The organism is Mesorhizobium sp. C372A, from assembly GCF_030323245.1.
Classification (GTDB): Bacteria; Pseudomonadota; Alphaproteobacteria; order Rhizobiales; family Rhizobiaceae; genus Mesorhizobium.
This window is the reverse complement of sequence record NZ_CP100475.1, coordinates 1,263,617-1,276,357: the sequence shown is the minus strand read 5'-3', so window position 1 is coordinate 1,276,357 and position 12,741 is coordinate 1,263,617. Positions and strand designations below refer to the sequence as shown.

At 63.0% G+C, this 12,741-nt stretch carries 12 protein-coding genes and 1 tRNA gene; all 13 read right to left on the bottom strand.

The window, feature by feature from the left end; genetic code table 11:
* Positions 1-138: 138 nt before the first annotated feature.
* The 13 genes from NLY42_RS05925 to NLY42_RS05865 all read right to left on the bottom strand — a co-directional run bounded on the left by NLY42_RS05925 (position 139) and on the right by NLY42_RS05865 (position 12,690).
* The gene (locus tag NLY42_RS05925) at positions 139-726 is read right to left on the bottom strand and encodes a hypothetical protein (protein WP_023748289.1); all 588 of its coding nucleotides are present in this window, start codon (positions 724-726) and stop codon (positions 139-141) included.
* A 547-nt stretch (positions 727-1,273) separates the two neighbouring features.
* Entirely contained in the window at positions 1,274-2,185 is a 912-nt protein-coding gene (locus NLY42_RS05920) for an ABC transporter permease (protein WP_023700481.1), read from the bottom strand.
* Positions 2,182-3,282 (bottom strand): ABC transporter permease, encoded by a 1,101-nt coding sequence (locus NLY42_RS05915; protein WP_023734808.1) that lies wholly within the window; start codon positions 3,280-3,282, stop codon positions 2,182-2,184. Before NLY42_RS05915 ends, NLY42_RS05920 begins: the two co-directional genes overlap by 4 nt.
* A complete protein-coding gene (locus NLY42_RS05910; protein ID WP_023699370.1) occupies positions 3,279-4,802 on the bottom strand; it encodes an ABC transporter ATP-binding protein in 1,524 nt (507 codons plus the stop codon). The genes NLY42_RS05915 and NLY42_RS05910 overlap by 4 nt, the downstream gene beginning before the upstream one ends.
* Before the next feature lie 3 nt (positions 4,803-4,805).
* Positions 4,806-5,903, bottom strand: coding sequence for a BMP family ABC transporter substrate-binding protein (locus tag NLY42_RS05905; RefSeq protein ID WP_196813867.1), 1,098 nt, complete (start codon positions 5,901-5,903; stop codon positions 4,806-4,808).
* A gap of 26 nt (positions 5,904-5,929) precedes the next feature.
* Positions 5,930-7,309, bottom strand: a complete 1,380-nt coding sequence (locus NLY42_RS05900) for an amidohydrolase (protein WP_023689144.1) — start codon at positions 7,307-7,309, stop codon at positions 5,930-5,932.
* A gap of 1 nt (position 7,310) precedes the next feature.
* Positions 7,311-7,970 (bottom strand): glutathione S-transferase family protein, encoded by a 660-nt coding sequence (locus NLY42_RS05895; RefSeq protein WP_023699368.1) that lies wholly within the window; start codon positions 7,968-7,970, stop codon positions 7,311-7,313.
* Entirely contained in the window at positions 7,967-8,812 is an 846-nt protein-coding gene (locus NLY42_RS05890; RefSeq protein ID WP_023755468.1) for an aromatic ring-hydroxylating oxygenase subunit alpha, read from the bottom strand. Before NLY42_RS05890 ends, NLY42_RS05895 begins: the two co-directional genes overlap by 4 nt.
* Positions 8,809-9,462 (bottom strand): Rieske 2Fe-2S domain-containing protein, encoded by a 654-nt coding sequence (locus tag NLY42_RS05885; RefSeq protein ID WP_023714514.1) that lies wholly within the window; start codon positions 9,460-9,462, stop codon positions 8,809-8,811. Before NLY42_RS05885 ends, NLY42_RS05890 begins: the two co-directional genes overlap by 4 nt.
* Positions 9,463-9,619: 157 nt before the next feature.
* A complete protein-coding gene (locus NLY42_RS05880; protein WP_023822906.1) occupies positions 9,620-9,853 on the bottom strand; it encodes an acylphosphatase in 234 nt (77 codons plus the stop codon).
* A 297-nt stretch (positions 9,854-10,150) separates the two neighbouring features.
* A tRNA-Arg gene (locus tag NLY42_RS05875) sits at positions 10,151-10,227 on the bottom strand.
* Between the two features lie 162 nt (positions 10,228-10,389).
* Positions 10,390-11,292, bottom strand: a complete 903-nt coding sequence (locus tag NLY42_RS05870) for a DUF1003 domain-containing protein (RefSeq protein ID WP_023703727.1) — start codon at positions 11,290-11,292, stop codon at positions 10,390-10,392.
* 429 nt (positions 11,293-11,721) lie between these two features.
* Positions 11,722-12,690: a D-alanyl-D-alanine carboxypeptidase family protein gene (locus NLY42_RS05865; RefSeq protein WP_023689149.1), complete on the bottom strand. Its 969-nt coding sequence runs from the start codon at positions 12,688-12,690 to the stop codon at positions 11,722-11,724.
* Positions 12,691-12,741: the final 51 nt, after the last annotated feature.

The window sequence follows — 12,741 nt, the reverse complement described above, 5'->3', positions numbered from 1 at the left end:
GCGCACAGCCTGAGCGGTTCCGCCTTTCCGCGAAACTCTGAACCGCTTGGCAAAGCTACCCCCTAAGAATGCCCGCCACCTTGCGGCAGTGGCTGGCTGAGAGACTGACGCCCCACGGCAGATGCGATGTTGCGGTACTCAGCGCCGCGCCAATATCCGGCAGAGCTCCTTCAGGTCCCGGTCGTAGGTGCCCTTGCCGCTGAGCACGCTGGCGCAGCGTTTTTTCATCTTGGCGATCTGGCCGGCCGACATGGCGCTGATGGCAACCACCGCCGGTCGCGCCGGCACCGCCGGCGTGTTGGGATCCCTAGGGCTGGTGGTCGTTGTCTGTGTGCCAATGCCGACGCCGACCCCGGCCGTCACTCCACTGCCCACCCCGACCCCGGCGCCGACCCCGACACCGCTGCCGACGGTTGCGCCGACCCCGACCCCGACGCCCGTGCCGACCGATACGCCGGCGCCGGCGGTAACGCCGCTGCCAACCGAGGCGCCGACACTGGCGGTGGTGCCGCTGGTGCCTCCGACCGTCGCTCCGGCATTGACGCCCTTGCTCCCGCCGACCGAGACACCGACGCCAAGCCCGCCGCCACTGCCGCCGACCGAAACACCCACCCCACCGCTGCCGCCGATGCCCACACTGAGCCCGCCCGCGCCAGCCGGAAAGCACAAAGCTACGGAAACCGCGCCGCCGGCCAAGACCTTTGTTAAACTTTTAAAGAAATCCATAACGCCGCTCCCCGTGCTGGTTGCCTGGACGCAGGTTGAACAGCATCCGTTACCAATATGATTACGCGAGTGTAGCGTTTTTAGTTTCTGCAAGAATAGGTAGTATTGGAAATCGTTGTTATGGCTTCTTGCGGCGACCGGAATATATATGTTGGAATTGGCGGAAAAAATCGAGGATTTGCGGTTAGACTCGGAACCTTAGACAGGCAGGACGAGTGCTCGCATGCGGGAATTTACCGGGCGCATGCCTCAGGCCATCTTGCGACGCCGCTTCCCTAGGCTGCGGTGGAGAATGGACCCTCGAGAATGGGGCTCGTACTGCAGAAAAGGGGACGATCCAAGAAACCCGCGACGATCTCCACCGATGTCGGGCGCGTTGTGCGCCACATCGTTCCGCTGCTCGCAGTCGACGGCGTCAGCGCTACCCTTGCGGGCATACCTTCGCCCCGTTTGGCGTTTCTGCCCTTTGGATCGGATGCCGATCGTCCGCTGGCGTTTCGAATCTCTTCAACTTACGCCGAGTTTCGCAAATCCACTTTAATCCCGGCTAACGTTCGAAGGGTTCGCCAAGCGAGGCGACACCGTTCAGCCTGAGCAAGCGGCGGTCCGCCGAGATGACACCGAGCACGACGATCGTAACGAGATAGGGAAGGCTGGAAAGCAGTTGCGATGGCAAGTCCAGACCGGTCGCCTGGGCGGCGAGGCTCATCAGCGAAACCGCACCGAAGAGGCAGGCACCCAGGAAGATGCGGCCAGCGAGCCACGTACCAAAGACAACGAGTGCGATCGCGATCCAGCCACGTCCGGCAATCATACCGTCCGCCCAAAGGGGCGTGTACACCGCCGCCGCATAGGCGCCGGCAAAACCCGCCATCATGCCACCAAAAGCTATGGCCGCGATACGGATAGCGATGACCGGATAGCCGATGGCATGGGCTGCCTTGGGATTCTCGCCGATTGCCCTCACGACAAGGCCGACTCTCGTATAGGCAAACATCGCCCAGATCGCAAACGTCACGGCAAGGGAAAGCCATACGACGATGTCCTGGACAAACAGCCTGCCGACTACCGGGATTTCCGAGAGGCCGGGAAAGGCAAGTTTCGGGAGCCCCTTCACCGTCAAGCTCTCGTAGCTTTTGCCGAACAGCGCCGAAAGGCCTTGGCCGAGAATGCCGATCGCAAGGCCTGTCGCGACCTGGTTTGCCCGGAATCCGAGTGCCAGCACTGCAAAGACGAGGGACAGTACGGCGCTACCGAGGCCGGCGGCAACGAACCCCAGCAGGTGTCCACCGCCGTGGTAGACGACGATGAACGCGAGCACCGCGCCGAGGGCCATCAGGCCCTCTACGCCGAGGTTAAGAACACCGGCGCGCTCGACCACCAACTCGCCGAGTGCGGCAAGGAGAAAGGGGGTTGCCGCTGCGAGCATGCCCGAAATAATGAACTCGACGGCGTTCATGGCTGGCTCAGGTGATGGGGGCGGCGCCACTCGATGCGGTAGCGCACGAAGGCCACAGCGCCGAGATAGGCGAGCAGCAAGCTGCCTTGGAAGACGCGGACGGCGGCGATCGGCAGGTTTGCCGACACCATCGCATTGTCGCCGCCGATATAGAGGACAGCCATGAAGAGCGCGGAAAAGATGATGCCGACTGGATGCAAGCCGCCGAGATAGGCGACAATGATGGCCGCATAACCGTAGCCGGTCGAGATCGAGCGCTGCAGCTGGCCGAGCGGACCCGCGACTTCCGCCGCGCCTGCCAGTCCCGCCGCCATGCCACCGATCAGAAGCGACAGCCAAATCGCACGCCCTTCGCTGAAGCCGGCGTAACCGGCCGCGCGCGGGGCAAGGCCGCCGACCTTGAGCTTATACCCCATGAAGCTTCGCTGCATGAAAACCCAGGCCACCAGCGAGAGCGCAAGTGTGATGAGCAGCGAGACGTTGACGCGGGTACCGGTGATCAGGGTCGGCACCATCGCGTCGTTCTGAAACATGACGGATTGTGGGAAATTGAAGCCGGCCGGGTCCTTCCATGGGCCGAGCAGCAGGTAGTTGAGGACTTGCGCCGCAACGAGGCTCAGCATCAGGGAGACCAGGATCTCGTTCGCATTGAGCCTGACGCGCCAGAAGGCGGTGATAGATGCCCAAAGTGCACCGCCGAGGGCACCGAGAAGCAGCATCAGCGGCCAGATCCACTGCCCGGTCGCCTGCGGAAACCAGACGGGGATCGCCGAGGCGAAAATAGCGCCCAGGATAAACTGGCCCTCCGCGCCGATGTTGAACACTTTTGCGCGGAAACCGATCGCCAGCCCCTGAGCAATGAGGAGAAGGGGCCCCGCCTTCAGCAGCACCTCCGCAAACGATGCCCAGGAGAGGAACGGCTCGAGAAGCATCGCGTACAGGACGGCCGCCGGATCTCGGCCTATCAGCACATAAAGGCCCAGATTGAGGATGATCGCCATGCCAAGCGCGACAGCCGGGGCCAGCATGGCCGCGACGAGCGAGGCATGCTCCCGGCGGACGAGCGCGGGGAGGAACGGCGCGGCCCAAACGCTCATGCAGGAACCTTCTCTGGCGAGGCATGTGCTCCGATCATGTATCTGCCGATGTCTTCGGGGCGCGTGTCCCGCGTGACCAGAGGCGGACTCAGCATTCCATGATGGAGCACCTGGATGAAATCGCAGAGTTCGAAAAGTTCCTCGAGTTCCTCGGAAATTACGAGGATCGCCACGCCCAGGTTGCGCAACGCGATGAGCCGCCTTCTGATGGCGGATGCAGCGCCAATGTCTACACCCCAGGTTGGCTGCGCCACGAAAAGCAGTTTTGGCGACAGCATCATCTCGCGACCGACGATGAATTTCTGCAAGTTGCCGCCGGACAGCGAGCCCGCTTCGGCATCCGGGCCGGAGGCGCGGACGTCGTACCGACGGATGCATTCGCTGGTGAAAGCCGTCGCTCCGGCGCTGTTGATGAGGCCGCGCCTCACGAGATCGAAAGGATGGGCGGTAAGAACGGTGTTGAGCACGAGCGACATTTCAGGGACCGCGCCGCGTCCCAGCCGGTCTTCGGGCACGAAGGCGAAGCCAAATCTCCTGCGCGCGGCCGCATCGAGTGTGCCTACGTCGCGGCCCATCATGTAGATCCGGTCGCGTTGTTCCTTCAGCAGCATCGCTTCGCCCGAGATGAGCGCGGCAAGCTCGCCTTGGCCATTGCCCGATATTCCGGCTATGCCAAGGATCTCGCCTGATCGTACCGTGAGGCTGATGCCGGAGAGCGGCGTGGCAAAGGGGTCGTCCGGCGTGTAGTCCATGTCGATTATTTCCAGCCGCTTCTCCCCCTCGGGCATGGCCAACGCGGGCATCACCTCGGGCATGTCGCGGCCGATCATCATCCGGGCGAGGTCGTGCGCATCATAGTCGCGCGGGTCGACGGTGCCGATAACGCGCCCTCCACGCAAGACCGTCGCCTGGTCACAGATCGTGCGAATTTCCTCCAGTTTGTGGGAGATGAACAGGATGGACACGCCGCGGTCGCGAAGGCGCCTGAGCGTGTCGAACAGCTTCTTCACCGCCTGCGGCGGCAAGACCGAGGTCGGCTCGTCGAGAATGAGCAGCTTCGGGTCCGTCATCAGGCAGCGGATGATCTCCACCCGCTGCCGTTCGCCGACCGAGAGCGCGTGCACATCGGCGAGAGGATCTACTTCAAGGCCAAAATCCTGGCCGAGGCTGCGGATGCGCCCGGCCAGCTCCGCCTTGCCGCCGGGGACGACGAGCTGGATGTTCTCGACGACAGTCAGCGTCTCGAACAGCGAGAAATGCTGAAAGACCATGCCGATGCCCCTGCGCCGTGCCTCAGCCGGCGAGGCAAGGCGCAGAGGCTCTCCGTTCCAGACGACGGTGCCTTCGTCCGGCTGTTCAACGCCATAGATGAGCTTCATCAGCGTCGATTTGCCCGCCCCATTCTCCCCGAGGATCGCATGGATCGATTGGGGCGCCACGTCCAGATCGATGGCTTCGTTAGCCCGGATCTGGCCGTAGCTCTTCGAGATGCCGCGGAGCGACAGAAGGGGCGGGGTCATGACTTACTTCGGCAGTGGTGTGGTGACACCCTTGACGTGCCAGTCCATCGCGACGATCTCGGGATCCGCTATCGTCGCACCGGCGGCGGCGGCTTCGCTGCCGTCGGCCTTGGTGATTGGACCTGTGAAGGGCGAGAAGCTGCCGTCGGCGATCCTCGCCGCCACTTCCTTGATCTTCGTCATCGTGTCGGCTGGGATATCTGAGTTCCAGTCCACGACCTCCACCACCTTTTCCGCGACGCCGAGGAAGGTGTTGGCGCCCTTGAAAGTTCCGGCGAGATGGGCATCCACGGAAGCCTTGAAGAAGGGCGACCAGTCCGTCGCGATGCAGCCGAGATATTTCTTCGGTGCATATTTCTTCATCGACGAATTGAGGTTGAACGCATAGACGCCAGCCTCCTCGCAGGCCGAGATCACGGAGGGTGTGTCCTGCGCGTTCGAGAAGATCACGTCGCAGTTCTGTGCCATCAGCGCCTTGGCGGCTTCCTGTTCCTTGGCCGGGTCGAACCAGGAGTTCACCCAGACGACCGATACCTCGACATCGGGATTTACAGTCTGTGCGCCGAGCGTGAATGCGTTGATCGAGGTGATCAGCTCCGGAATGGCGAAGGCCGAGACGGAGCCGAGCTTGCCGGTCTTGGAAAGAGCTGCGGCGGCTATGCCGAGCAGGTAAGTGCCCTGGAAATACTTCGCCGCGAAGGGCGAGAAATTCGGCGCGGTCTGGAAGCCGGAGGCATGCAGCACGGTGACCCCAGGATCGCGGCGGGCGATCTGTAGTGCACCATTCTGGTAGCCGAATGAGCCGGCGATCAGGAACTTGTTACCGTCGGCGACGGTCTTGTTCATGATCCGGTCGGCGTCCGGCCCTTCGGCGATGTTCTCGATGACGGTGATCTTCACCTTGTCGCCGTAGGCGGCCTTGACCGGCTCGAGGCCGGCGGCGAGCGCATGGCCCCAGCCGACATCGCCGACCGGCGACGGGAGCACGAGCGTGATACCGAGCGGCTCGTCGGCCGCAAAGGCGGGACGGCTGCCAAGCGCGCCGGCAAGCCCTGTCGCGGCAAGGCCCTTCATCAGAGTTCTGCGGGTCAGATAGTTCAGCATGTCAGTTCCCCTGTCTTAAGTTGTTAGAATTCCACCGCGGCAAAGGCGGCTTCCGCGTCCGCAGCAAGCCGGGCCTCGTTCAGCCCGGTAAACGCACCCTTCTCCCAGACGATGCGGCCGTTGATCATGGTCATGTCGGTGGGCATGCCGATACCGACCTTGGCGATCAGGCTCAATGGATCGTGGCGCGTGCCGACATAATCCATGCGGCGCGTGTCGATCGCGAAGAGGTCGGCGGCCATGCCGGGCGACAGTCGGCCGATGTCATTGCGGCCCAGAAGCGCGGCCCCGCCCGTTGTCGCATAGCCGAGGAAATCGACCGGCGCAGGCACGGGATGAGCGCGCGTCGAGGCCGCCAGGCATTGCAGCATGTAGGCGGAATGGATGCAGTGCATGAGGTTGGAATTGTCGTTCGAGGCAGCACCGTCGCAGCCGAGACCGACGCGCAGGCCAAAGGCGGACATGGCGGGAATATCAGTCACCTCCGCGCCCACCAGATAGACCGGCTCAGGGCAATGCGAGACACCGGTGCCGCTCGCCGCCATCAGCCGCAGTTCGTCATGCGTCAGCTCCCAGCAATGGGCATAGAAAGTGTCTCGGCCGGCAAATCCGAGGTCCTCGAGATAGTCCACCGTACGCATGCCATGGCGGGCCTCGATGATCGGGCTTTCGCCCTCGCCGACATGGGTGTGCATCCGCACCCCGCGATCACGCGCCAGCGAAACCGATTCCACGAAGGTCTCGCGGTAGCAGTTGACCGGCTGGCAGGGAGCGACCACGACCTGACGCATGCTGAAGGGACTGGTGTCGTGATAAGTGTCGATGAGGCGTGCGCAGTCGGCAATGAATTCGTCCGTGGTCTCCAGCATCTCGTCTGGAATGGTCGAGCCTTCCGATTTTGGCAGCGTGTTGCCGCCGCGGCCGGCATGGAAACGCATGCCGAGAAGATCGGCCGCTTCGAACTGCCGGTCGATGAGCCGTTTTCCGGCATGGCGCGGAAAATTGTACTGGTGGTCGAAGGCCGTCGTGCAACCGTGCTTTATCATCTCTGCCATCGCCGTGATCGAGGCGTGGTAGAAACAATCCTCGTTGAGCCGGGAGAAGATCGGATAGATCCGGTCGAGCCATTCGATGACCGACAGCTTCGTCCAGTCGAGTTCGGCACGGTTGCGCACAAAGCACTGAAAGAAGTGATGGTGCGTGTTGACGAGGCCGGGATAGACGAACCAGCCGTCGGCGTCCTGCACGATAGTACCGGCCGGCAACTCGCTTCTGTGCAGGCCTTGCCCGATTGCCTCGATCTGCGGGCCATTCGTCAGCACATCGACATTGCGCCGGACGCTCGGACCCCTGCCCTCGTCGGTGATGACCGCTGCGCAATTCTTCAGGAGATAGCCGGTCACCTCACGCCTCGTCCAGCATGGGTCGCGGTTCGGGCTTCAACTCGTGCAGCCGGTGGATACCGGGCATTTCGATGAAATTGTCGAGGCTGCGGAGCGCTCGCGACCAGAGCCGGATCGTGGGATACGGATCGAGGGAAACGCCGCCGTCGGGCGCGAGCGCGACGTAGGGAAAGCAAGCAATGTCGGCAATCGTCGGCCGGTCGGATGCGAGAAACCGATCGCCACGCATTTTTTGTTCGAAGAGGCCGGCTTCCAGCTCACGTAGTGCCGCTATGCCATTGGCCTGAAGCGCACCGATGTCACCGGGACGCAGCAGCATCTCATGCAGGCGCGCGCCGCCGAGGTTGGCGGTCAGCCTGTGCGAGAAGGAAAGCCATTGCTGGATGCGCGCCGTCTCCTCGGGGGCGCCGCTGCCGAGCCAGGCCGGTGCTGCCTTCGCGGCGAGATAGCCAAGCATGGCGGAAGACTCGGTCAGGATCAGGTCGCCGTCTTCAAGGATCGGGATGGAGCCTCCCGGATTAAGCGCCATAAGCTCGGGGCCACGATGCTCGGCGCCGGGATGGAAGTCGACCGGGCGGATTTCGAGCTTCACACCTGACAGCGTGGCCATCAGGCGCACCTTGTAGCAACTTGGGGAGAGGATGTAGTCGTAAAGCTTCATTGTGCCACCAATTGCGCGCCGTAGGTATAATTGTGGCGCTTCAGCCAGCGGCGATAGGCGACCGAGGTCAGGTCGGCGCGCGTGGGGATTTCCATGCCGGGATCGAGCGGCAGAAGACGCGGGATCTGGTTTTCGAGGATCGAGCGGTCCTGCAGGAAAATCGTCTGCTGGAAATGGATGAGATCGGTCAGTGGCGTCTCGTCATCGAAAAGCGCCATCCATGGCCAGACGTCGCAGAGATCCTCGGCAAGCGGCTGGACGAATAGCGTAATGACATCCCATTCGCCCGGGCGCGGCGGGCAGGTCTTGTAGAGGACTGAGCAGGTCGGAGCCGGCACGCGGTACATGTATTCCGTCGTGATACCTCCGCTCGCGGATTTCGCCGCCTGCGGCTGGTAGAACTTCACCTGGGTCGCCCAGACCTCGTCCTCTTCCTCGCGGATCTCGACCTTGTAGTTTTCGACCTCGGTATGCGGCTCCGAGCCGAGGATGTCGGTATGGACGAAGGGGAAGTGTGCGATGTCGAGGAAGTTCTCGACGGCGCGGAGCGGCGAGCAGCGCACCCGCACCACGCCGACATCGACGAAGCGGCGCCCGGGCTGGTCTGCCTCGGGAATCGGAAAGACCGGTTTCTTCGGTTCGCCGAGCGACGACCAGATATGGCCATAGCGCACCGAAACCGGCAGCACGCGCCCGTTTTCGCCTGTCACTTTCGCCGCGCCATTGGCGTCGAGCGCAACCTTGATCCGCTCGTCCATCAGGGTGGTCTCGCGCCCATAGCGGTCGAGCCGGCTGAAAAGCCCGACCGGATACCATTCGTCGCGCATCGCATCGTCGATCATGGCACAGCCCCTTTCGCCTCGATCCCTTCGGCCATGCGCCGAAGGCTCTCGGCGGCTCGCGAGGCGGCGATGCGCTCGGACGCATCGCAATCGGCTGGAACAAGGACGTGGATCAGCGTCTCGCCGGCTTCCCGCGGGATAGGCAGCAGGCGAATTGCCGGCGCGCCGGGTGCCTGCCAGACGTATCCTTCAACGGTGGCCTTCGTACCGGCAGCGACCGAGAGCGCCGAATGTCCGGCACGGGCCGTCAATGAACGGAGCGGCACGTAACCCTCAAAAAGGGGTGGGTTGCCATCAGGCTCTCCATCAGCGACCCAGATGATCCCGCCGGCCTCTTCGACCAACCGGGTCGCAACGCGAATCGTCTCCGGCGGCGTGAGGCTGGGATGGGCAGGAATGCGCAGGCACTGACCGGCCTGCGAATAGGTCCAGCCGTGATAGATGCAGGAGAGCGCCTCGCCGCGCACGAAGCCATGGGAGAGGCGCATGCCGCGATGCGGACAGCGATCCGCCGATGCCGCCAAGCGCCCCGATTGGCTTCGCCAGAGGGCAATGGGACCGGCGGGCGTCCGCGCCGGCATTACCTGTCCTGTTGGCAGATCCTGGGTAAGGGCGACCGGCACCCAGGTGTCCGTCTTGTCGGACAGCATGACCTTACTTTCCGTACTGATACTACTGTTTCCCGACCAGAGAGATGCCGGCGCAAGGAGTTGGCGAACCGCTCGATGCGGCTGACGTATGCATAATTATTTCGCAATTGCAATATTGATTAAATTAAGTGCAAACGGAGGGTAACCACACGCAAAGCTATATGTTTTTTTGCTCGACAGGCGCGCGGTCGACCGTCTCGACCCAGACTTCAATGGGCCCAAGCGAACATCCCATCTCCATCATGTCGATCAGTTCCGCCGCACCGGCAATATCGAGTTCGATGCGATCGGTGCTTGCATGAGCGATGTGGTGCGCGAGACCGAGCTTGGCCGCATGGCGCATGATCCAGGGCAGGAAGGACGCGGGTTCGAGGTGGCCGCGAATGGTCATCCGCTCATGCAAGCGGTGTTGACTTTGCTTCATCACGAACGGAACGCGCGCCTTGGTGTCATGGTCGGCAGCATAGCGTCTGACTGAACGGGCGGAAGTGGTAATCGACGCGCCATGACGCCGAATATGGACTGATCGCCCATGCCTACACCGGGCACTCATGCATGTCGCCCAGAAGTGAGCCGCGGTTCTGGGACAACGACATGCATTAAAACAAAGACTTCAAGCGGGTCGCATGGATCCGTTCAGCGTGACGCGCTTTAGGGTTATCTGAGCTATTGTAATACATGGGTAGATTGGCGCACCCGACAGGATTCGAACCTGTGACCTCTGCCTTCGGAGGGCAGCGCTCTATCCAGCTGAGCTACGGGTGCCTTCAAGGAACCTGAAAACGAACCAGCCGATAGGCCGGCCAGCCACGGCTTCTTAGCGGAAGCCGCGCCGGGCTTCAACGGGCAATTGGCGTGGCGATATTTTCGAAGCCACGTCGCGCGGCTTGGCAACTTCGCGTCCGCCCTGCAGCCTCAGCCCGGGACTCACCCCGCCACCTCCACCTTCGCCACCCGCCTGCGCACCCTGCGCGGCGCCCGCTTCGCCTTCTTCGCGCCGGTCAGTTCGTGCATCGCATCCAGCTGCATCTGCTGCATTTCGGCCAGCCGCGTCCATTGGCGCGAGATCAGATAGTCGAGCTTTTCGTGCAAATGGCGCACTTCCAGCTCGGCTTTCAGGTTCACCCGGTAGTCGTTGAACGAGCGCAGGCGGTCCTTGGCCTCCGTCCGTCTCTGGCTCATCATGATGATCGGCGCCTGGATGGCGGCGATACAGGAGAGCAGCAGGTTGAGCAGGATGAAGGGGTAGGGGTCGAAGGCGCTGCTCACGCCCGCGATCAAATTGATGCCGATCCACACCGCAAGCACGCTGCCGAACGAGATCAGGAACCACCAGCTGCCGCCGAAAGCCGCCATGTTGTCGGAGACGCGGTCGGCGAACGAGCGGTGCTCCTCGAACTCCTCTTCCGAGTTTTCCGAAATCGTGTCCTGCCTGGCGATCGATTCGACCACCTGGCGGTCGAGCTCGGAGAATTCGCCATGCTCCTGCTGCAGCAGCTCCTCCATGTAGCGCATGCGGTAACGGCCGAGCTCCTCCCGGCTGATGCGGGCGCCGCGCGGCAGGTCGGGATGATCGGAGCGGATGCGGTCGGCCAGGCTCGGCCTGAGGTCGTCGATGCGCACCAGGTCACGCTTGCGAAACTTTCTACCTGATATCGCCGACGGTTTTCGCTTCGGCTTCAGGCGGCCATGGGGTTCGGAGTCCGGCACATCGGGCGCTTCCAGCGCCTCGTCGGCAACCAGTTCGGCGTCGTGGGCGGGCGGCGCCTCGAAATACTCGCCGCCGCTGTCGTTTTCATTGTCGGCCTGTTCGGATGGTTTTGGGCTCATGATGCCGGCTCCTGCTGTCGCGCCCACGATACGCCAAGGCGAGGCGGCATAGCCACTGTGGCGGTGAAGATTGGGGGCTTGTGCATGCTTGTGATGAATGCCTGCTGCAATTGCCTGTGGCAGCGCAGCCCCCCGGGGCCTCGCTCGCCTGCTGCTCGGCAACCAGACCGCCGAAGTGCTGTTGCCGACGGAGGTCGCGCCTGCTGCAGAGTTAAGATGAGGCAGCGATCCTTCACGACCCCCCTCTGTCCTGCCGGACATCTCCCCCTCAAGGGGGGAGATCAGATGTCGCCATGGCTTCGCCAAACACGAAAAAGAGGCGAGACGCCGAAGCTGCTAATCTCCCCACTTGAGGGGGAGATGGCCGGCAGGCCAGAGGGGGGTGCTGTCCCGCCGGCGTTTCAGAGTTCCTCCACCCAACGACGGGTTCTATTGCGGCGGTAAACCAGGCAACTGCGACCCCTGCGCCGGCAAACCAGGCGGCGGCAGGCCGGGCGACGCGGCCGGCTGATCTCCCGCAAACATCAGCCGCGTCTTCGTATCGGCCATGGCGGGCGACAGACTGCGCTGGATCAGCGCTTCGACATGGTCGTTGCGCTGCCTAGCGCTGTCGGCGCCCATCACCACCACGATCAGATGCCGGCCGTCGGCATTGTAGGACGTGACGATATTGTAACCGGATGCCCTGATATAGCCGGTCTTGATGCCGTCGACGCCGCGCACCCGGCCGAGCATGTCGTTGTGGCCGCGCACCAGCCGGCCGCGGAACATGAAGTCGCTTTCGGAGAAATAGTGGAACTGCTGCGGGAAGCGGGCGCGCAGCGCCATCCCCAGCGTCGCCATGTCGCGCGCCGATGTGTGCTGGCCATCGTCGGGCAGGCCGGAGGCATTGCGGAAGACGGTGCTGCTCATGCCGATCTGGCGCGCCTTGGACGTCATCATGGCGGCGAACTGGTCCTCCGAGCCGCCGAGATATTCGCCCACCGCCACCGCCACGTCATTGGCCGACTTGACCACGATCGCCCGGATCGCCGAATCGACATCGATGCTCTCGCCGCGCTTGAAGCGCAATTTGGTCGGCGGCTGCCGGGCGGCATTGTCGGAGACCGGAATCTGCGTTTCCTTCGAGACGCGGCCGGACTCCAGCGCCTCGAACAGCAGGTACAGCGTCATCATCTTGGTCAGCGACGCCGGATAGCGTTGCGCCCTCGAACTGACTTCGAACAGCGTCTTGCCACTGCCGGCATCGACGACGATGGCCGCATATTTCTCCTGCGGCGCCGGCACCGCCAGCACGCTGTCGGGCGGTGCGGTGGTGCTGCAGCCGGCCACGAAGACAAGCAGCAGGAGGGCTGCGAGAAATTTCTGGGCGGGGGAGGGGAAATGGAAATTTGGCAAGTCAAGTCCGGCGTTGCTGAGAGGGCCGGAACCTAGCCTAACCCATTTTGT

Excerpts from the sequence above, each read along its gene's own strand:
- NLY42_RS05870 (WP_023703727.1), bottom strand. The coding sequence starts at position 11,292 with ATGAGCCCAAAACCATCCGAACAGGCCGACAATGAAAACGACAGCGGC.
- NLY42_RS05920 (WP_023700481.1), bottom strand. The coding sequence starts at position 2,185 with ATGAACGCCGTCGAGTTCATTATTTCGGGCATGCTCGCAGCGGCAACC.
- NLY42_RS05880 (WP_023822906.1), bottom strand. The coding sequence starts at position 9,853 with ATGACCATTCGCGGCCACCTCGAACCCGCGTCCTTCCTGCCCTGGATC.
- NLY42_RS05895 (WP_023699368.1), bottom strand. The coding sequence starts at position 7,970 with ATGAAGCTTTACGACTACATCCTCTCCCCAAGTTGCTACAAGGTGCGC.
- NLY42_RS05925 (WP_023748289.1), bottom strand. The coding sequence starts at position 726 with ATGGATTTCTTTAAAAGTTTAACAAAGGTCTTGGCCGGCGGCGCGGTT.
- NLY42_RS05915 (WP_023734808.1), bottom strand. The coding sequence starts at position 3,282 with ATGAGCGTTTGGGCCGCGCCGTTCCTCCCCGCGCTCGTCCGCCGGGAG.
- NLY42_RS05890 (WP_023755468.1), bottom strand. The coding sequence starts at position 8,812 with ATGATCGACGATGCGATGCGCGACGAATGGTATCCGGTCGGGCTTTTC.
- NLY42_RS05910 (WP_023699370.1), bottom strand. The coding sequence starts at position 4,802 with ATGACCCCGCCCCTTCTGTCGCTCCGCGGCATCTCGAAGAGCTACGGC.
- NLY42_RS05885 (WP_023714514.1), bottom strand. The coding sequence starts at position 9,462 with ATGCTGTCCGACAAGACGGACACCTGGGTGCCGGTCGCCCTTACCCAG.